18 protein-coding genes are annotated in these 21,314 nt (G+C 38.4%); 12 read left to right on the top strand and 6 right to left on the bottom strand.

Annotated features, from left to right (window positions below):
- Window positions 1–126: 126 nt before the first annotated feature.
- Window positions 127–1,494 (bottom strand): FGGY-family carbohydrate kinase, encoded by a 1,368-nt coding sequence (locus WAA15_RS00500; RefSeq protein ID WP_337040371.1) that lies wholly within the window; start codon window positions 1,492–1,494, stop codon window positions 127–129.
- 146 nt (window positions 1,495–1,640) lie between these two features.
- Between WAA15_RS00500 and WAA15_RS00495 the strand changes: the two genes are divergently transcribed.
- Window positions 1,641–2,009, top strand: a complete 369-nt coding sequence (locus WAA15_RS00495; RefSeq protein ID WP_337040369.1) for a hypothetical protein — start codon at window positions 1,641–1,643, stop codon at window positions 2,007–2,009.
- 53 nt (window positions 2,010–2,062) lie between these two features.
- On the opposite strand, the gene WAA15_RS00490 is transcribed toward WAA15_RS00495, so the two are convergent.
- Both WAA15_RS00490 and WAA15_RS00485 read right to left on the bottom strand, forming a co-directional pair.
- A complete protein-coding gene (locus WAA15_RS00490) occupies window positions 2,063–2,479 on the bottom strand; it encodes a hypothetical protein (RefSeq protein ID WP_337040368.1) in 417 nt (138 codons plus the stop codon).
- 153 nt (window positions 2,480–2,632) lie between these two features.
- Entirely contained in the window at window positions 2,633–3,496 is an 864-nt protein-coding gene (locus tag WAA15_RS00485) for a chromate resistance protein ChrB domain-containing protein (RefSeq protein ID WP_337040367.1), read from the bottom strand.
- 628 nt (window positions 3,497–4,124) lie between these two features.
- Between WAA15_RS00485 and WAA15_RS00480 the strand changes: the two genes are divergently transcribed.
- Window positions 4,125–5,105, top strand: a complete 981-nt coding sequence (locus tag WAA15_RS00480; protein ID WP_337040366.1) for a glycosyltransferase — start codon at window positions 4,125–4,127, stop codon at window positions 5,103–5,105.
- A 92-nt stretch (window positions 5,106–5,197) separates the two neighbouring features.
- On the opposite strand, the gene WAA15_RS00475 is transcribed toward WAA15_RS00480, so the two are convergent.
- A complete protein-coding gene (locus WAA15_RS00475) occupies window positions 5,198–8,029 on the bottom strand; it encodes a TonB-dependent receptor (protein WP_337040364.1) in 2,832 nt (943 codons plus the stop codon).
- A gap of 310 nt (window positions 8,030–8,339) precedes the next feature.
- Here WAA15_RS00475 and WAA15_RS00470 point away from each other — a divergent pair, with 310 nt between their 5' ends.
- Window positions 8,340–9,059 carry an alpha/beta hydrolase-fold protein gene (locus WAA15_RS00470; protein ID WP_442892735.1) on the top strand — a complete coding sequence of 240 codons (720 nt, stop codon included), beginning with the start codon at window positions 8,340–8,342 and terminating at the stop codon, window positions 9,057–9,059.
- Between the two features lie 97 nt (window positions 9,060–9,156).
- Here WAA15_RS00470 and WAA15_RS00465 read toward each other — a convergent pair whose 3' ends face one another.
- Window positions 9,157–10,617 carry a sodium:solute symporter gene (locus tag WAA15_RS00465; RefSeq protein ID WP_337040362.1) on the bottom strand — a complete coding sequence of 487 codons (1,461 nt, stop codon included), beginning with the start codon at window positions 10,615–10,617 and terminating at the stop codon, window positions 9,157–9,159.
- 196 nt (window positions 10,618–10,813) lie between these two features.
- On the opposite strand from WAA15_RS00465, the gene WAA15_RS00460 reads away from it, so the two are divergent.
- The 9 genes from WAA15_RS00460 to WAA15_RS00420 all read left to right on the top strand — a co-directional run bounded on the left by WAA15_RS00460 (window position 10,814) and on the right by WAA15_RS00420 (window position 20,331).
- Window positions 10,814–11,107 carry an ATP-dependent Clp protease adaptor ClpS gene (locus WAA15_RS00460; RefSeq protein WP_337040361.1) on the top strand — a complete coding sequence of 98 codons (294 nt, stop codon included), beginning with the start codon at window positions 10,814–10,816 and terminating at the stop codon, window positions 11,105–11,107.
- Window positions 11,108–11,196: 89 nt separating this feature from the next.
- On the top strand, window positions 11,197–11,811 hold the full coding sequence (gene recR, locus WAA15_RS00455; protein ID WP_337040360.1) for a recombination mediator RecR: 615 nt from the start codon (window positions 11,197–11,199) through the stop codon (window positions 11,809–11,811).
- Between the two features lie 20 nt (window positions 11,812–11,831).
- Complete coding sequence (locus WAA15_RS00450; RefSeq protein WP_337040359.1) at window positions 11,832–12,527, top strand: phosphoribosylanthranilate isomerase; 696 nt, start codon at window positions 11,832–11,834, stop codon at window positions 12,525–12,527.
- A gap of 59 nt (window positions 12,528–12,586) precedes the next feature.
- On the top strand, window positions 12,587–13,282 hold the full coding sequence (locus tag WAA15_RS00445) for a superoxide dismutase (protein ID WP_337040358.1): 696 nt from the start codon (window positions 12,587–12,589) through the stop codon (window positions 13,280–13,282).
- 130 nt (window positions 13,283–13,412) lie between these two features.
- The gene (locus WAA15_RS00440; RefSeq protein ID WP_337040357.1) at window positions 13,413–16,001 is read left to right on the top strand and encodes a DNA gyrase/topoisomerase IV subunit A; all 2,589 of its coding nucleotides are present in this window, start codon (window positions 13,413–13,415) and stop codon (window positions 15,999–16,001) included.
- Between the two features lie 84 nt (window positions 16,002–16,085).
- Window positions 16,086–16,979, top strand: coding sequence for a DUF6454 family protein (locus tag WAA15_RS00435; protein WP_337040356.1), 894 nt, complete (start codon window positions 16,086–16,088; stop codon window positions 16,977–16,979).
- A 143-nt stretch (window positions 16,980–17,122) separates the two neighbouring features.
- Complete coding sequence (locus WAA15_RS00430) at window positions 17,123–17,908, top strand: XRE family transcriptional regulator (RefSeq protein ID WP_337040354.1); 786 nt, start codon at window positions 17,123–17,125, stop codon at window positions 17,906–17,908.
- Between the two features lie 101 nt (window positions 17,909–18,009).
- The gene (locus tag WAA15_RS00425; protein WP_337040353.1) at window positions 18,010–18,192 is read left to right on the top strand and encodes a hypothetical protein; all 183 of its coding nucleotides are present in this window, start codon (window positions 18,010–18,012) and stop codon (window positions 18,190–18,192) included.
- Window positions 18,193–18,480: 288 nt separating this feature from the next.
- Entirely contained in the window at window positions 18,481–20,331 is a 1,851-nt protein-coding gene (locus WAA15_RS00420) for a peptidoglycan D,D-transpeptidase FtsI family protein (RefSeq protein ID WP_337040352.1), read from the top strand.
- A 73-nt stretch (window positions 20,332–20,404) separates the two neighbouring features.
- Here the strand turns inward: WAA15_RS00420 and WAA15_RS00415 are convergent, their stop codons facing one another.
- A complete protein-coding gene (locus WAA15_RS00415) occupies window positions 20,405–21,283 on the bottom strand; it encodes a PIG-L deacetylase family protein (protein WP_337040351.1) in 879 nt (292 codons plus the stop codon).
- Window positions 21,284–21,314 lie beyond the last annotated feature (31 nt).

Genomic DNA, 21,314 nt, shown 5'->3' with positions numbered 1-21,314 from the left:
CTTTTGTAAAATTTATTGTATAAATTGTATTATGTTTTGAAAAAACTTCTTACAATCCTGAATTTCTCCCCTTATTTATCGTAATTATTAGTTTCAAACTCCGAGACTGTTCATAGTATATTTTCTTTAGAAATACCTTTTTAATGAAATAATCTGTTCAGGTATTGGCTGCGTGTTCCAATGTTCATGGATTACCAGCGCGGCTCCTAACGCTGATGCCTGAGCAATTTCAGAAGCAAATACCTGCTTGTTAAAAAACGCATCGGCTAGCAAACTCATGTAAATTTCGTTCTTTGAAAAACCACCATCAACAAATATTTTTCTTACGCTCGTGCGGCCGATAGCCAATTTTAAAGATGCAATCTGCTGAGCTACCAAATCGAGCATAAACTGATGGTAGGCCTCCTCATAAGATTTAAATAAATTAATATTCCGCTCTACAAAAGGGCAATCAAGTAATACATCGGCGGTATCAGGTGTTGCCTGTTTGTATTTATTACGCAGAAAAACAATTAAGTCTCTGTCAAACTTTACTTGTTTATAATAATTAACATCAACGTTAAAATAATCGGCGAGGTGTTTAGTTTGGCGTTCATGCTCGTTTCCAGCAAAAATTCTTGAAGCCTTTACGGGTTTTCCTTCAAAGTTCATGTAACACAGGCAATCTTTAGCCAGTTCGTTCGCAGTGAGTGGCTCTTCGTTGAAAGGATTCAAGCTAATAGCCCAAGTTCCGGTTGAGATTAGAATAAAGTTTTCATCGAACGTTCGCAAGTACGGGACAAGAGCCGATGAACTGTCGTGAACACCTATGCCAACAGATAATTGTTTTTCTTCATCGACAAATACATGGTTCGTTAATAATGGTTTTTGTTGCACCGAGTGCAAATGTTCTGTTTCAACCCATGTATGATAATCGTTTTTATCAAAATCCCAAAGCAATGTGTGGCACCCGATGCTGGTTATTTCAGAGATAGCTTCTTTGGTAAACAGATAACTGCAATATTGCGGCAGATGCAAAGAGTAGCGAATCTGATGAAAAAGTGCTGGCTTCTCATTTTTAAGCCAATACAGTTGTAAACCCGAATTGAGCATTCCTAAATCGGGTGAAGCGGTTTCTCTGAAAACCTCTTTCCCATATTTCTCTACGAAAGCCTTATGCAAGGGTTTGGGCAGTTTCTTCAGGTAGTTATATAGTGCCGATAGCGGTTTTCCGTTGCCATCTAAATGCACAAGGCTTGCACCATAAGCCGAGAAATTCAGGCCTTTTATTGTAAAGTCAGGGTTTTGAGAAAGTTGCTGAAAACTACTCTTAATCCAGTTTGTGAGTTGTAGCAGGTCGTCAGAAGGGTATCCATCATCATCCAGACTCTCTTCCAATTGTATTTGTTCCTCTTTCAAGACCTCATAATTCTGGTCAAAAACCAATAATTTTTTATTTGTTTTACCAATATCAAAAACGGCACAAACCGGAATAGTAGCTTTCTTTTGAGTCATTGAGTGTTCACAATTTTTTGATTCAAAATTAAGAAAACAATCTAAGTATGCTACCTTAAAAATAAATTAATATCAAAGATTTTTGCAACTTTTGGGCTAGCCAGCGCGTTATGTCAGTAGTACAACAAAAATTATTCGAAAAAAAAATGAAAACTCTAATAAACACTTCTGTGGTGTTATTGGCGTTTGCCATAACAACCACGTCTTTTGCACAAAGCAAATCTTCGGCACCTGCTAATTATAAACAGCAGAATCAGCTTTTAGCGAAAAAAAGTAAGCCGACACAATCGAGTCAGATTGCGATTTCAAATGATTATACAACTAATCCTTTGGAAAACCATCGTAATTACAAAGCACATCTGAATGCCCCGCAACCTTCTACCGTTGTTTTCGACGTTAAGTTAGGTAACAGGCATCGAAATTATAAGCAAAAGAACCTGCTTACATCAAATGGCTACAAAGAAGCCACCAAGCAGCAAAAAGATATTGAACAAGAGGAATTGGTTTTGAAATAGTAGTGATTTAGTTCAATAAGAAAAGGTAGTCCTTTTGGGCTACCTTTTTTGTTTTAAAAGCTTAATCCAAACTGAAATCCAATCGTAAATGAAAGAGGCTTATTGTTACCAACCCGTAATGGTAATGGCAATGCAATGTAGTAGTTAGTGTTCTTATTTCTTTTCACTATCTTATTCAGAACAGGAGTTAGACCATATCGGCCTGAAGTTTCAAAAGCTGCTCTACCTGCAAAAGTAAAACCCTTCCCTAAAGCTACAATTACTCCGGGATGAATAAGCAAATTATTCATACGGCTAATTCCGTTTTCAGTAAGTATATGAGGTACTATTTCCAGAGAAAAACCTATTTTATTCGTTTTCCATAAATTTATACCCATCGGAAAACCAACAACATAATTATCCTTAAAATTAATAGTATTATGTTGGCTAAATGTAACAACCGGATGTACAATTCCTACATAACCTGCCATACGTGGGTATGAGATTACAGTTGTTGAAGTCTGTTGAGCAACAACGCATGTATTAATCAAGAGAAAGAAAGTAAATAGATAATATCTGAAAACCATAGTTCTAATTATTGTAATACACAAAATTAGGCTCAGACATTTTTCTAAAATAGGACATTATTTACCTTTTGTATCTAATTTACTTTTTCGAAAATTATTTTTGTAGGATGATGGATTTTTCCCTGTATAAACTTTGAATGTACGTGTAAAGTGGCTTTGGTCTGAAAATCCGGTTAGATAAGCTATTTCAGTGAGTGAATAGTCTGTCCTCTGCATAAGGTCAATAGCTTTTTCAATACGTTTTTTTCTAATATACTCGCCAAAATTAAGGTCGTCAAAATATTTTGAAAACTCTCTTGATAAATAAGACGGATTAAGTGCTAATTCATCAGATATTTTTCTGAGGTCAAAAACAAACTGTGTATCAATCTGGTCCTGAATTATATTTTTTAATTCTTTTACCCAAGCTGGTACCTTCTTTTTATCAGATTCTTGTAAAATTTTATGATAAAACTCGTGTAAAAGGTTTTCAAATGGGCTATTCTGTAAATGTTTCTGCTTGTATAAATGCGAAGCCCAACTATAAAGGGCATCATAAATAATATAGCCTTGTTTTAGCAGTTGCTCATCATCCTGAATATTGTAGGATAAGCCCGCCGATATTGCCATTAAACCCGCCGCTTCATCTGCAAGGTCATGTCTATCTGTATCAGCCCCTCTAACAATAAGTGCCATAATCTCAATAGCAGGGTCTTTTATCTGATATTTCTTTATAATATAATCGAAGGTACATTGATTATCATAATGTGTAAACTCTACTCCTGGTATATCAAACGGAATCGCCCTAAGTTCTTTTGCTTTTTCAAGCACCTCTTCAAATGGAACATAGATAAACTCTGCTTCTTTATCTATAAATTTTTTAATAAGCCACGGGCATGCTAATCGGTCAATCTTTGGTTTTTCTCTGGTTATCCATTTCATACAATAATTATTTTCTGCGAACATATTAACTCTGTAAAAATACAAATATTCAAGGTAACAGTTTTTGTATACCTCTATTTTGTAATTAAAAGGCTGATCTTTACATCTCTAGAAACAAACGTTTTGTCTGTATTTATATGGCTTGTGGTCTTATTCATTAAAAAGAAAGACAAGAATCAGCCCCTGTTGGCGTTATCTGTATACCTAGTATTTATTTGCAGAAGACTAAAAAAAGAAAACCTATCTAAAAGCCTCTTTTGGTGTCTTTCTGAAATTAAATTGTCAATCACTATTTCCCTTTGTTCTATTTCATTGATTTTTATTGAAAAATTAATGAATGAATCCATCTGAAAAAAACTTTTATGAAGTCAAATCTTTATTTTGGACAACCCCTCTTTTTATCTGACTGTAAACAGAAGGTAAGTTCTCAATTTTGCTTATCTTCTATTCTTATTCCGGCAAAAAAAGAGGGTATACTCCTTTTAAAACGTAAGTTTATTATTCCAGACTACCTCTCCGACTAGTACGTTTACATTGATTTTATTACCTGATTCACTATATGTTTCCATATAGCTGGTCGTCTTTTTTCCTCTTTTAAAATAAATCCCTGAATCCAAACTTTAATTTAATGAATATCCTTATCATGAGTAATTCGGTCTTACCTGTTTCTAAATACGGAGGTACCGAACGTATTTTGTGGTGGTTAGGGCAAGAACTAAACAAATCAGGACATAAAATTACTTATCTGGCTCCGGCAGGTACGCAATGTAATTTTGGCAGAGTTATTATTTACAAGCCTGATGTATCTCTGGAAAAACAAATACCGGCAGACATTGACATTTTACATCTGTTTGAAAAACCACAAGAGCCTTTATCGAAGCCCTATATTGTTATGATTCAGGGCAATAGAAACGATTTTGACGATTTTGATATTAATACCATCTTTGTTTCTGAAAATCATGCAGCGCGTTACCAGTCAAGTGCTTTTGTATACAATGGCTTGCAACTGAATGATTACGGAAAACCATCTTTTACAAATCAAAGAACTCACTTGCATTTTATGGCAAAGGCTGCGTGGCGTATAAAAAATGTAAAAGGTGCCATTGACATTGCACGCAAAACCAACAATAAACTAGCCGTATTAGGAGGCTACAGGCTTAATATCAAGATGGGCTTCAGGTTTACTCCCTACCCTAGTATCAGGTTTTATGGCATGATTGGCGGCGAAGAGAAAAACCATCTACTTAACACATCGAAGGGGTTGCTGTTTCCGGTTTTGTGGCATGAGCCTTTCGGCATAGCGCTTATCGAAAGTTTATATCTGGGATGTCCGGTATTTGGAACACCCTATGGGTCTTTACCTGAATTAATTACGAATGAGGTAGGCTTTTTATCAGATAAAAAATCTGAATTAATAAAACAGGTAGCTGATATTGGGCGATTCAGCAATAAAAAGTGTTCTGAATATGTAGCCGATAATTTTACTATTCAGCATACTACAAAAAAATACCTGAAATATTATGAAATGGTACTAAACAAACAAAGCATTAATGCTTTTCCCCCAAAGTTAAAAGAGGCAACCCCAAAGTTTTTACCTTTTTATGAATAGAAATAGGGTAAAATTAAGTATTACCCGACTGAATATATACCAAGCCCTGCTACCTTCTGATAAGATAGCAGGGCTTTTGAAATTGAAAGGTTCTACAATCTGAAATTTCGTAGATTGTAAGTAAATGTGAGCATATAGTAGCGGCCTAAAACCTGATTTTTTACATCTTCCACATAAGCTGTTAATACATTACGGCTAATGCTATTATTCTGTTTCAGGATGTCAAATACATTGATACGAAGCTCTCCGGCTTGTTTTTTCAGGAATTTGTAACCCAAGCCCCCATTCCATAAAGTAAAGCTTCTGTTATAGCCAGCACCCAAACCCGAATAAGCCTGATTAACTACTTCTGTCTGGAACACAAAACCTTTTCCGAACAACCAGTTTAGCTTGAAATTAGTACTCTGCGATAAATAATTGCTGTTCAGGTTAGCTTGTAAGCTATTACGTACAATATTATAACTCGGCGAGTATGAAAGAGTAAAGTCTAGTTTTTCGCTGGCACTACTACTTACCACTACCCCACCATTAATACCATAATTGTTAGTGAAACTCTTATTGTTATTAATCAGGTTCGGGTTTTTAGCATAAGAGAACCCAGCATTGAAATTTACATTAGACTTGATTTTTGATACTGGCAACCCATAACTTACAAATGAACGAACATTTAACATACCATCCATGTTAACTGGTTTTGTTAATTGTGAACCTTTGAAAAGGATAATTCCGTTGGTTAGCTCATAGTCTCTGTCAGCTATAAAAGTTGACTGTACAATGGCATTATTTGAGTAACTAAGGTTACCAAATATATTGAAGCTCTGAGCAGTTTTTGATTGAGTTGAACCAAAACGTACAGAAACCGAATGTGTATAATCTTGTTTTAAATCAGGGTTACCGGTTGACAACTGCGTTGGGTTGCTATTATCGATAACATCTTGTAACTGATTAACCGACGGTGCGTTTGTATTGGTACGATAAAAAAACCGTAAGTTAGCTTTGTTCTTGAAACGATAGTTAAACATAGCATTTGGCAGAAAGCTATTAAACGAATATTTCACGTTTTGTGCAATTGGATACGTTTGTTCGCTTGCTAGCTGCGCATTCTGATATGCAGCCCCTACTGTAAGGAACGATTGCTGATTACGGATACGATAACTAACACCGGTTCGGTTAGTCAGGTAACCGTTGTCAAATACGCTACTCAACGACTGGTTTAGTAACGAATAGGTTTCAGTTTTTTCGTCAAACGCATTTACGCGTTTGTCTGACATACTCGAATTATACGAGATATTATGGTCAAACTGTATTTGTCCTGTTTTACTTACAGGCTCTGTGTAAGTAACAGTTGCCGAAATACGATTACTATTTGTCAACGACTTGGTTTGCTGATTAATAATCTGCGTGGTATCGTTCGGAGAGAAATAGCGGCTTATCGAATATTGGTTGGTTAAACCTGTGCGGTCGCTCAGATTATCTTGTAGGCTAATAGAGAAAGTCCGGCCTTCTTTGGCAAATCTATGACGATATAAAAGTTCTCCTGAAGCGTTAATACCCTTGTTATTTGAATTTCTTGAAGTTTGTGTGGTGTTCTGTAAAGCGCCTTCAAGTATAGTCTTGGCATCAAGAGTTGAAAGAGCGTCGTTATCTTGCCAACTAATACGTGGCGTAAAAATAATAGAGTTGTTTTTATCGATATTGTACTCCAGACGCATATTTAACCGGTGGTTCATGTTATCGTTATTAGTAGTACTTACGGCATCATAAGTTTGAGGTAAAGTACCTAGATACTCGCGGTGCGAGGTGCTTACGTTTCCGTTATTGGCTGAGTTGAAAAAATAACTGGTATTGAGTTTTACTTTTTTACCTAAGTTATCGCTATAATTCAGACCAATAGAAGTTGTATGTGCAATACCCGGCTGCTGCCCAACCAGAAAATCACCAGCGTTGCCACCACCACCACCCGGGCGGCCACCTCCACCAAAATTACCACCACCACCGCCTGGACGACCACCGCCACCGCCGCCACCTCCTCCGCCAAAGCCACCACCACCCGATGAGCCTAAAACACCCAGAATATCCTGATTTGAGAAGTTTTGCTGATTAATATTGTTAGAAAGCCCAATAATAGTTAGTCGCTGGTCTTTCTTAAAGAAGTTCATACTTACGCCAGCCTGATAGCGTTCGTTTTCACCATAACCGGCATAAACCTTACCAAACTGGCCATTATTTTTACCCTGAACCGTAGTAATGTTAATGGTCTTGACAGAGTTACCATCATCAAAACCTGTAAATTGTGCTTGTTCGCTGAGGCGATCAAAAACCTGAACTTTATCAATAATTTCGGCAGGCAGGTTTTTGAGAGCTAAAGTAGCATCATCACCAAAAAACTCTTGCCCATCAACCGTTACTTTTTTAACCTCTTCTCCTTGTGCTTTTACAACACCATTTTCAATGGTTACACCGGGCATTTTCTTAACAAGGTCTTCGGCCGAAGCATCAGGATTAGTTTTAAAAGCATTGGCATTGTATTGAACCGTATCACCTTTTTGTTCAACACGAATCTGTTTCTGACGAACCACCACTTCGCTTAACTGGCGTGCATTTTCACCCATTACTATTACGCCTACGTTTTTGGCCGTAGCACCCACAGTAACTTTGGTTTCGGTGTCATCATAACCAATTGAAGTAACCCGTAGGCGATATGCCCCTGCCATAACTCCTGTAAATCTGAAGTTACCAGCGGTATCGGCTTGTACTCCTTTTCGTTGTGTGCTGTCTTTCTGGTTAATTAATAATACGCTGGCACCAACCACTGCTATCTTGGTTTTTGCCTCTTGCACTGTTCCTGTTACTTCTACTCCTTGAGCAAAAATTCTAGCAGAAATCAGAAGTGTGATAGATAATAAAAATAGATGCTTCTTCATTGTTAGTATATCGTTGACATCTCTTAGAATAATAATCGACCATAAAGTTTAGCCAAGTATAAACGTTAGGCGACCAACTTGTTAGTTTTGTAGATAAAACATATCAAAACGACTGATTATCTACACATTTTTTATTGTATTTATCTAATATTAATAATTTAAGCTCTCTAAAATAATATTTTGGCCAATAGTAAATTATCATCTTAAACTACGTAAAATTGCATTTTATTTAGTCAAAAAGGCACAGGTAGCCACATTAAATTTTACAATAATTAAAACACTGATAATCAAATAATTAAAAACACAAAATATGTATCTCCACCGCTACGTCCATCAGTTTACAATAGGATTTTATTTTGTTTTATGCCTTACACAAATACAGTATACCCATGCTCAGGCAAATATAAAGCCTAAAGCGAAGTATAATTATTTATTGTATTTACCCAAGGATTATGACAAAAAAACTATGCCATACCCTGTAATTATTTATTTACATGGCAGTTCGCATCGAGGCACTGACCTCAATAAATTAAAAGGCTATGGTCTTCCCTATCTGATTGAGCAAGGAAAGGAGTTTAATTTTATTATTGCTTCACCCCAATGCCCCGATGGCAAATACTGGAGCAGCGAAAACTGGTTTGACTCCCTTTATACCGAACTCACCAGCAAATATCGGGTTGATACACAACGCGTATATCTGACGGGTATCAGCCTCGGCGGTTATGGTACTTTCATTGCTGGTATGGACCATGCCGACAAACTGGCAGCGATGGTTCCGCTTTGTGGGGGTTGTAATGATAGCGATATGCCACGGATATGCAACACCCTGAAAACTATGCCTATCTGGACCTTCCACGGAACGGCCGATAATGTTATTCCTATCAGCGAGACTGAACGAATTGTAAAAACACTGGAAGGGTGTCAGGGGAATATTAAATTTACTAAGTTAACCGACGAAGGCCACGGTATACAGTACCTCTACGAACGTGACGATATTTATGAATGGATGCTACAATGGAAACGAAAATAAGTAATGATACCCTTAAAAAATTAGCAAAACACCCAAAAATATGAATGTTTTGCCAGTATAAAATCTTAAAAAAAGTGTATTTCCAAAAGAAGCCTATTTAACTATTTTTCAACACTGTATCCTGATTTTTTGAGAAAATCAATAAGCCAGTAAAAGTAATAAGCCCGTTAAGCATAAGTTTTGAAAAGCCAAACTCAAACGAGAAATTATATTTCATAAATTCTTCAATACCATAAGTCAGAAACGGAGAAGCCACACAAACAAAAGGAATATATTTATCTGTTACAGGGCGTTTCATATATAAACCAAAGGCAAAAAGCCCCAGTAAAGGCCCATAAGTATAGCCCGCTACATTGAATACTGCCGAAATTATCTCCTGACTATTAATGGCTCTGAATATGATAATAATAATAAAGAATACCCCTGTAAAGCCAATATGCACCCAATGTTTCAACCGTGTTTTATCTTTTTCGGTACGGTTTTCAAATTTAAGAAAATCAACACAAAAAGCCGTTGTAAGAGCCGTTAAGGCCGAGTCAGAACTGGCATAGGTAGCTGCCGTAATACCTAGCAAGAACGTTACAGCCGCAAGTGTACCAAAATGGTTTCCGAGGGCTAATGAAGGGTATAAGTCATCTGTATTAGCAGGAATTGGAATGTTCATTGTCTGAGAATAAAAATAAAGCAACACTCCCAGACTTAAAAACAACAGATTCACAAAAACCAGTACGACATAAAACCAGAACATATTTTTTTGAGCTTCGCCTATGCTTTTACAGGTCAGATTTTTTTGCATTAAATCTTGGTCAAGCCCTGTCATGGTCATGGCAATAAATGCCCCCGACAAAAAATCTTTCACAAAATGGTGCTTATTCGCCCATTCCCAAACAAAAATTTTAGAATACGGACTTTCTGAAATAGTAGTAAAGACCTCGCCTGCTGTCAGGTTCAATTGTTTGGCTATCAGATAAATAGTCATCACAAGGGCTGTGAGCAAGAAGAAAGTCTGGAGTGTATCAGTAACAATAATAGTTTTTACCCCACCTTTAAAAGTATAAACAAATATAAGACCCATGGCTATAAGTACCGTCAGTTCGAAAGGTATTTTCAGGTCATCAAAAATTACTAGTTGTAACACCTGAACGGCCACATACATTCTTAGGGCTGAGCCAATAGTACGCGAAAGCAAGAAAAAACCTGAGCCTGTTTTATAAGCCCAAAAACCAAAGCGTTTTTCGAGGTAACCGTAAATCGAAATCAGGTTTAGCCTGTAATACATAGGCATAAGCACGGTGGCAATTACCCAATACCCTACTGCATAGCCTAAAACTACCTGAAAATAAGAAAACTGAATTTTTCCGACAGCACCCGGTACCGAAACGAACGTTACGCCTGAAATAGATGTTCCTATCATACCGAAAGCTACCAGATACCATGGTGACTGGCGGTTTGCCGTAAAGAAAGTATCGGTGTTAGCACCTTTGGCTGTATAGATAGAAATAAGAATTAAAACAAGAAAATAAACTATCAGAATTGTTAGGGCAAGCGTCGAACTCATAGGTGCTTTGATTTATCATTAAAGTGTCAAATATCAAAACTTTTTTTGCGATAACAAAACTACTGTTTGCAAAGAATGAGTTATCTTCGTATAAAAATAGGCAATATTACATATTAATCATGCACTCTTTACACGTTAATATGAGTATGACCTATTTGATATAGTGTTTCTTAAAAAATTTAGAAAGTTTATAAAAATGACAACATTGCCGAATCCAGAGGTGGAAATCTTAGAGGAAGTAGTTGAAGATATTGCCAGCATAAAACTTTGGGAACTAGTAGTTTATAATGATGATATAAACACTTTTGACCATGTAATTAACACATTAATTGATGTTTGCAAACATACCCCAGAGCAAGCCGAACAATGTACATTCATTATCCATTACAAAGGAAAATGTGGCGTAAAATCGGGCGATTTTGAAGAATTGGCACCAATGAGAAATGAAATTTGCCGAAGACATATTTCGGCAGAAATAATGCTTAAATAACGCTATTTTGCCAGATAATAAATCAATGTAGCTGCTGCGTTAAATCCAAATACACAATTTATTTATTACACCAAAAGGCCTGAAAAATCTTGAATTTCCCTTCAAAATTAATCGAAGACGCTGTTATTGAAATCTCAAAGCTGCCCGGTATCGGAAAGAAGTCTGCCTTGAGGCTGGTTTTGCATTTGCTTAAACGAGAAGAAGCTCAAACACAGCTTTTGGCAGATGCGCTGCTGGCTATGCGCAACAAAACTACCTATTGCCGGAAATGCCATAATATTTCAGACGATGAACTATGCCAGATTTGTAGTTCGCCCCGCCGCGACCAACACATTATTTGCGTAGTTGAAGATACGCGTGATGTACTCGCTATTGAAAATACGGCTCAGTATAAGGGTTTATACCATGTGCTTGGGGGTATTATTTCTCCGTTAATGGGTGTTGGCCCGAATGACCTCCAAATAGAATCTTTGTTGAAAAGAATTGAACACGCCTCAGGAGAAGAAAAAGTTCAGGAGGTAATTCTGGCACTTAGCCCAACTATGGAAGGCGATACCACGGCTTTTTACCTGCAAAAGAAATTAAAGGTTTTTCCTATCAAAATCAGTACTATTGCCCGAGGTATACCTATTGGCGGAGATTTGGAATATACCGATGAGGTTACATTAGGCAGAAGTATTCTGAGCAGAATAGCCTACGAATAATATAAATCATATAAAAACTCATGAATCAGTTACAAGGCTCTGGGCAATTCCCTGTATTCAAGGGTATTCCGAGAGTTAAAATATGTTGTATCAGCAGTATTCAGGAAGCACACGAAGCTGTAAGTTTTGGTGCCTCGGCGTTGGGTCTGGTAGCTAAAATGCCTAGTGGCCCCGGCCCTATTGCCGATGAACTCATCCGTGAAATTATAGCTACTATCCCCCCGCCTGTGGCTTCTTTTTTGTTAACCAGCCGCACCGATACGCAGGATATTATTCAGCATCAGCAATTGGTTAACAGCAACGTTATTCAGCTTGTTGATGCCATTAACAAAGGCAATTATGAAGACTTCCGCCTTGCAATACCCGCTACAAAAATTGTACAGGTGATTCATGTCATTGATGAAAACAGTATTGATGAGGCTCTGGCAGCTGCCGAACAGGTTGATGCCCTCTTGCTTGACTCAGGCAACCCTAATCTGGCAGTGAAAGAACTAGGAGGCACAGGGCGAGTTCATAACTGGGCTGTAAGTCGGAAAATTGTTGAACAGGCCCGTGTACCTGTTTTTCTGGCCGGAGGGCTGAAAGCCGAAAATGTACGGGCTGCCATTGATAACGTACAACCCTATGGTTTGGATTTATGCAGCGGTGTACGAACAAACGGAAAGCTCGACTTGTTTAAGCTAGAAACGTTTTTTAATGAAATTTATAAAATTTAAGTCTATATATTTGTAGAAGTACAATCGATTCATTTTTACTCAAATCCCCTGCATAAACCATGAACAGAAAAGATTTCATCAAAGCAATTGTCGGAAGCTCTTTTTTATTGAAAATGGGTAATGTTTTTGCGAAACCTGTTAGCTTTGAAGGTATGTATACGCTTGCACCGTTACCTTATGCTAACGATGCTCTAGAACCGCACATTGATAAACTTACCATGGAAATTCACCATGACCGTCATCATAAAGCCTATGTTGATAACCTTAATAAAGCCATTGCCGGCACAGACATGGAAAAAGTACCTCTGGCTCAGTTATTAAAAGATATCAGTAAATATCCTGTGGCAGTAAGAAATAACGGTGGCGGGCATTGGAATCATACGTTTTTCTGGCAAATATTAGGCCCTAATGCTGGCGGAGCACCCACTGGTAAATTAGCAACTGCCATTAATAGTTCATTTGGCAGTTTCGATAAAATGAAAGAAGAGTTTGCCAAGGCAGCAACTTCACGCTTTGGTTCAGGCTGGGCATGGCTGATTGTTGGCCCTGACAAAAAACTTAAAATTACATCAACTCCAAATCAGGACAACCCGCTAATGGATGTAGCGCCAGACAAAGGCACACCCGTATTAGCTATTGATGTCTGGGAACACGCATATTATTTGAAGTATCAGAATAAGCGCGCCGATTATATCAATGCTTTCTGGAATGTAGTTAACTGGGCCAAAGTAAGCGAGAATTTTGAAGCAGCTTAAAGCACTGATTAATATACCACTACCAAAAAAGGATTTACAAGACGTAAGTCCTTTTTTGTGTAATAAGGGGAAATAGTTGCTATTTTTTACTATATTTGCTATAAATTTATGCTTTCTTGTATTGATTCCCATGAGTGACCAAAACCCTAAATACGATCCGCTTCAACAAAAAGAAGTTATCGATGATATGTTTGAGAACTGGTTTCTCGACTATGCGTCGTATGTAATTCTCGAACGTGCCGTGCCAGCCATTGAGGATGGCCTGAAACCTGTGCAAAGACGCGTGCTTCATGCACTTAAGGAAATGGACGACGGCCGGTTTAACAAAGTAGCCAACGTAATTGGCTCCACCATGCAGTTTCACCCACACGGTGATGCTTCTATCGGAGACGCCATCGTTTCGATGGGGCAAAAAAACTTGCTTCTCGACACGCAAGGTAACTGGGGGGATATCAGAACCGGAGACGGCGCAGCAGCACCCCGCTACATAGAGGTAAGGTTATCTAAGTTTGCTAACGACGTTTTATTTAACGAAGACACTACCGAATGGCAGATGTCGTACGATGGTCGTAAGCGCGAACCTATCAATCTTCCTTCTAAATTCCCGCTCCTGATTGTACAAGGAGTTGAGGGTATTGCCGTAGGCTTATCAACTAAAATATTGCCTCATAACTTTGTTGAAGTCTGCGAGGCATCAATTGCCCTTTTAAAGAAAGAGTCTTTCCAGCTTTTCCCTGACTTCGCCACAGGTGGCATGATTGACGTAAGTAACTATAACGACGGTGCCAGAGGCGGAAAGGTAAGGGTAAGGGCAAAAATTGCTGAGATAGACAAAAAAACACTGGCCATTCAGGAAATACCGTTTAGTACTACTACCTCAAGCCTTATTGAGTCGATTATCAAGGCAAACGATGCCGGAAAAATAAAAATCAAAAAGGTTGAAGATAACACTGCAAAAGATGTTTCTATTATTATTCATCTGGCCCCAAACACTTCGCCTGATATTACCATAGATGCGCTATACGCTTTCACAGAATGTGAAAGTTCTATTTCGCCCAATGCCTGCGTTATCATTGACGAGAAACCTCACTTCGTTTCTATCAGCGATATTCTACGCACCTGTACACAGCAAACTATGCACCTCTTGAAACGTGAGCTTGAAATCAAGAAGCATGAGTTAAAAGAGAAACTATTGTATAGCTCGCTGGAAAAAATCTTTATCGAAAACCGCATTTATCGTGACATTGAAGAATGCGAAACCTTTGAAGCCGTAATACAAACTATCGATAAAGGCTTAGAACCCTATAAAAAAGATTTTTACAGAGAAATAATCGAAGAGGACATTCTTCGCCTTTGTGAAATAAAAATCAAGCGTATTTCAAAATACGACTCCTTCAAGGCTGACGAATTAATGCGTCGCCTAGAACAAGAACTCGCAGAAGTAGAAGATAACCTGCAAAATCTGGTTCGATACACCATTAGTTTCTATAAAGATTTACTAAAGAAATATGGTAAAGGCCGCGAACGTAAAACCGAAATCAGACAGTTCGGGGCTGTTCAGGCAACAGTAGTAGCTGCCAATAACCAAAAACTATATGTTGACCGCGAAGGTGGCTTCATTGGCTATGGCTTAAAGAAAGACGAGTACGTAATGGATTGCTCTGATATTGACGACATTATTGCCTTTAAACGCGATGGCAAGTATGTTATCACCAAAATTCAGGAAAAGGTTTTTGTGGGTAAAGACATTATTTACTGCTCGGTATTTCGCAAAAACGATGAAAGAAAAATCTATAATGTTGTTTATGTCGATGGTAAATCGGGTACGTCTTATGCCAAGCGTTTCTTTGTAACAGGTATAACCCGCGACAAAGAATATGACATCACAATGGGGCATCCGAAATCGAAAGTACTTTACTTTACTGCCAACGACAATGGCGAAGCCGAAAGCGTTTTGGTTAACCTTACGGCCAATTCAACAGCCAAAAAGAAACAACTCGATTGGGATTTTTCGACGCTTTCCATCAAAAACCGAAACTCAATGGGAAATGTACTCACCAAGTTTCCGGTCCGAAAAGTCGTATTCAAATCAGCAGGAAAATCTACTTTAGGTGGGGTCGACATCTGGTTTGACAGTGTAATTGGTAAACTTAACCGCGATGAACACGGGCTGTATCTGGGCAACTTTGGTTCTGAAGACAGAATTCTTGTACTTTATAAAGATGGCCAATATGAATTAACCAACTTTGAACTGACGAATCGGTACGAGCCACGAGAGATTATGCAGGTAGTGAAGTTTGTAGCCGATAAGCCCATTTCATGTTTATACTACGAAGGCGAAAGTAAAACCTACTACATTAAACGCTTTAAAATTGAGACAACTACCATCGACAAAAAATTCTTGTTCATTACTGATACCAAGAATTCCCGTTTGTTGGCCGTTAGCACCGATAAATACCCGCGGATGTCGCTCAAAACAAAAGCAGATAAAAAAGCACCTGTTGAGACCCAGAGTATCAATATCGATGAATTTGTTGAAATAAGAGGCTGGAAAGCCATCGGACAAAAACTGAGTGTTCATGAGGTTGTTGAGGCAAAAATGCTTGCGCCTAAACCCGAAGAAGTAGAGCAACCCAAAGAAGAAATAACTCAGGAAATACAACTACCTGAAAATCAGGAAATAACCGATGACACAGACGGCCAACTAGCGTTATTTTAATAACCTGAATTTTTCGCTTAAGCTATATTTTAATATGAGGGGAAATTATGTTTCCCCTTATTGTTTTTACTAACAAATAATATTATGCGTTGTTTATTGTTGTGCTGCCTACTTCTCTGTGGGTTTGTTCAAGGCCAGACACTCCCCGATAAGTTTAAACAACTAAGCTATGCTACATCGTGGCAAAAGGTAGCAGCCATTCAGCTGAATTTTTCGGCATACCATCCACAGGGAATGGTAAAAATTGATAATTATTTTTTTCTGAGTTCGGTTGAAGTTACACAAGCACCCAGAAATGGAAGTTCGGGCGAAGGCATTGGGCATTTATTTAAATTAGATTCAACAGGTAAATTAATTTCTTCTATTAACTTAGGCGAAGGCGCAGTGTATCATCCCGGAGGTATTGATTATGATGGTGAATCTATCTGGATTCCCGTAGCCGAATACCGCCCTGATAGTAAATCTATTATCTATAAAGTTAATCCGAATACACTTGCAATTAAAGAGATAATGCGTTACCCCGAACATATCGGAGGTATTGTGCATAATACCGAAGCCCACAAACTTCTAGGCATAAGCTGGGGTTCAAGAAATTTCTACCAATGGCCCGTTAATTCAAAAGATAAAGCAAGCAATACGGAGGTACCTCCTGATAAATTACGAATTCCTAACCCCTCTTTTTATATCGATTATCAGGACTGCCACTATGTGGGCCAGCAAATGATGCTCTGTTCAGGTTTACAGAAATATAGCAATGGTACACAAATTATCCGGCTTGGGGGTATTGATTTAATTAGTTTAAAAGACTACCGCCCTATTCATCAGGTACCTATACGCCTGTGGTCGCCTACTGGTTTACCCATGACAAACAACCCTTTTTGGCTGGAATCTACGGCTAAAGGTATAAGAACCTACTTTATCCCTGATGATGATAAAGCCGCTACTCTCTTCATTTATGAGGCTGTTTTAGAGCCATAACTACTATTAAAACGTCTTTTTAGGCTTATAAGACCTATTTTTACCGAATTTTGATTTTTTTTCTCCATAAAATTTGGTAGATTAAAAATTACTTTTTATAATTGCCGAAAGTTTCGGCAACGAAATCCGAAAAAATCGGCACAATGAAAAATAACACCAACAAAACCATACTGGCAATTAATATTGCTCATTTAAGAAAATTGAAAGAATTGAGTCAGGGAAATCTGGCGGAAACCCTGAATGTGCCGAGAACAACGCTAGGTTCCTGGGAGGAAGGCAAATCATCTCCCTCTATTGAAGGGCTTACTGCTCTTGCAAGATTCTTTGATATATCAGTTGATACGCTCATATCGATGGATTTGAGTTCGGTAACTGACATTAAAAGTCTGGTTGAAATTGGTGGGAAAAGAGTACTTTTTCCGATTGTGGTTGATAAACATGGTAATGATATGATTGAGTTAGTGCCAGTAAAAGCCTCGGCGGGATACCTCACAGGCTACACTAACCCTGAGTATATCCAGAGTCTGCCACGCATTTCGTTACCATATATTGCGCATGGCAAATATCGGGGTTTTCCGATTGTTGGAGACTCAATGCCTCCTTTAGAAAAAGGAGCGTTTGTAATAGGAAAATATCTGGAGAATGTATCTGAAATAAAAGATGGTAAAACCTATGTAATACTAACACAAAACGATGGACTGGTATACAAAAGAATATTAAAATTTAATAAGTCTGACGGCTACCTGATGCTACATTCTGATAACAGCTACTACATGCCCTATAAAATTCCTTTTGAAGAAATATTCGAGATTTGGGAATTTGTATGTAGCATTAATCCTTCAGACCAACAACCATCCGACTTGGCGTTTTCTGTTTTGCAAAGCATTCAACAGGATGTACAGGCAATTAAATTAAATATGAAGTTATAAAAAAGCTATATCGATAGTAAGGAACTCTAGAACTGCTGCTTGATTATTAAATAAAAACATTTCCTGATAACCATTAACTAACTTTTAAACAAAGCCTAAAGATGCAAACCACTAAATTTCTGAGTATGAGAATATATGAATATATAGCTGAGGGAATCGATTTTAAAATGCACGATTTCCTACCAGCCTCCAATAAAAAGCAAGCCGAAAAAAAGGTGAAGCTGGCAATAGCCAAAATGGGGTATCAGAAACCAACCTCTCTTAATCTGAGCCCTGTAAAATAACATTATGATTGAACTCCATTTACTTAGAAGAGCCGTAGCAGAGAAATAGTAAATCCACACAGCACTCGTTCTAAATATATAATCAATTTGATTATAGCAATACTATTTCTCTCTACGCATTATTTAACTCACTTCACATTAAATTCCCGATGTAGCTTCTCTCTTTGTAAGGCTATTATTACCTTTGCCATTATTTTTTCAGACAAGAAAAAAAACTTCCTTTTTTTATAAGAAAATTAGCCTTTTTTTAGTTAATTTTCAGTGTGCTTTAATCAATTATAAGTTATAATGCTCGAGAATCGTAAAAAAATTATCCTTTTCTTCTTCTTTACCGTCCTCATGATTTACGCTGTGAGGTTGCTGTATTTACAAGTTATTGATGAAAAATACCGGTCATTAGGTTCAACTAACGCCATCAGACGTGACGTTCAGATTCCGCTACGCGGGCAAATCTACGACCGTAATGGCAAGCTGCTTGTAGCCAATGTAGACGTTTATGATATGTATGTAACCCCACGGAAAACCAAGCCGATGGATACACTACTGTTTTGCCGTTTGTTTGGTATTACTCGCCAGTATTTTGATAGCACCATGCGCATAGCAAATGAATACTCGGTAAACCGCCCTTCGTTATTTTTACGACAATTATCTAAGGAAGACTATGGTCGAGTATCTGGTCTTATGCTGCATTTCCCGGGGTTTACGTTTGAACTATCATTCTTTCGGACTTATCCGGCCAATACAATGGCCAACGCCTTAGGTTATATTGGTGAGTTATCGAAAGCTCAATATGATGCACAAGGAGATGTTAAATATTATCGAAAAGGAGATTACATAGGCCTAACGGGTATAGAAAAAGAATATGAACCTGAACTGCGAGGCAGACGAGGAACCCGATTTACGATGGTAAACGTAAAAGGTGAAGATAAGGGCTCTTATGGTGACGGCGCGTTTGATACACTGGCAGTTATTGGCAAAAACCTCTATACGGGTATTGATGTAGAAGTGCAACAATTAGCCGACAGCCTTTTCCAGAACAAAGTAGGTGGCGTAGTGGCCATTGAACCCAGCACAGGCGAAATCCTGACTATTGGGTCATATCCTACTTACAACCCCAATGAACTTTCAGGACGACAATTTTCAGCTAAATTCAAACAATTATCTCTTAATCCTGATAAACCATTGTTAAATAGGGTAACAAACTCTTTTTATCGGCCCGGTTCTACATTTAAACTTGTACAGTCGGCTGTTGCACTTGAGCAAGGAGTGATAACACCAACAACTTCTTTTACGGGTTACCCCTCTCCTATGGCCTGCCACGGACACTCGGCGTTTCATACAGCTAATTTGCATAATGCTATTCAAAATTCATGTAATCCTTATTTCTTCAATGTTTTCAAGAAAATAATTGGCAATAATAATATTTCAGACCCTTTCGAGTCGGCCCGTCAGGGATTAGATGTATGGCATACCATGATGGCCAAGTTTGGCTTTGGGGTAAAATTAGGGATTGATATTCCGGGTGAAAAAGCAGGTTTGTTACCAAGCGTAGAACGATACGACAAAGTATATGGAAAAAAACAGTGGAAATTCTCTAATATTTATTCGCTGAGTATTGGTGAGGGTGAACTTGGCGTAAATGTACTTAAACTAGCCAATTTATGTGCGGCACTTGCCAACCGTGGATACTGGGTAACACCGCATGTAGTAAAAGGGATAGGCCAACCTAAAGGTGGCACTAAACAGGAATTGATTCAGGTACATCAGACAGGTATTGACGCCAAATATTTTGAACCAATTGTTGACGGCATGTATGATGTAGTTGAACACGGTACAGGCCGTGTTGCAAGGCTGGAAGGGATTGAGGTTTGTGGTAAAACAGGTACTTCGCAAAACAAGAAAGGTGGCGACCACTCGCTTTTTATTGCATTTGCACCACGTGTAAACCCTAAAATAGCCATTGCCGTGGTTGTCGAGAATGGTATCTGGGGAGCAAGAGCCGCGGCTCCGATAGCTTCTCTTTTAATTGAAAAATACCTTAAACGCGATATTAAACGTAAAGAATATATCTTACAGATTATGAACACAAGTTACCGCACAACGGCAGCTCGTGCGCAAGGCTTTTCGCCTGAAAATTAATTTATAAAATGGCATTCAACACAAAAGCCTCCTTCTTTCTGAGGGAGGCTTTTATTATTTGTAAGACAACCTATTATTGAGTTTTGAGCATCGGGAATAATCTTCTGATGTCGTCTTCTGTGGGTCTTGAGCCATATTCACAAATTTCAAATGCTTCGGCGTGTTTCACGTTGGCGGCATAGGCTTTTCCATACCATTTTTCGAGTGATGCCCTAGCTTCTGGTGTAATAGGCACAGCTCGGGTTTTAGCTAACCATGCTTTACGGTCAGCATCGCTTTTGGGTACTTGGTCGAGGTACCCCCCAATCCACGGAAGCCACTCATATACCTGTGATACGTGCGCATCGAGTGCATAAACTTTCTGTTCATAAACAGAGGTAATATCAACAGTAACATCAGGGCGAAAGGGATTAGGTCGCTGAAAATTGTCCTGAAAATACAGAAATACAGGATTTTTCTTTAAAGGAGGAGTATCGGCTGCTACATTCGGAACACCTACCATATAGGCGGCATCCTGTACCAAAACACCTGTATATCGGTGGTCTGGGTGATAATCGTTTGGCCTTGGTGCAATCACAACATCTGCACCCCATTCTCTGATTTTACGAATAATCTGTAACCTTACATTCAGGTTAGGCAACAACTCCCCATCATGATTGTCAAGTACATCATACTCTACTCCAAACCTACGGCCAGCTTCTTTGGCTTCGGCTAGTCTTCTTTTGGCTAGTATACCACCACCCTCGCTCTGGTGTCCTGCGTCACCATTAGTTACCGAAACAAATTTAACAGCATGGCCCATTTTGGAAAATAATATACCAACACCCCCTGCATCTAAATCACAATCGTCAGGGTGTGCACCAATCATAATAATTCTAAGGGGTGTCTGGGCTTCGCTCACCGAAATACCCATGCAGGCCAGTAAGGCAAATAGTAGTATTCGTCTTAACATAATTGTTGTTGTTTAAAGGGTTGAATTTGAT

The sequence above is a fragment of the Emticicia sp. 17c genome (assembly GCF_037153985.1).
GTDB lineage: Bacteria > Bacteroidota > Bacteroidia > Cytophagales > Spirosomataceae > Emticicia.
This window is presented reverse-complemented; position numbering and strand designations above follow the sequence as displayed.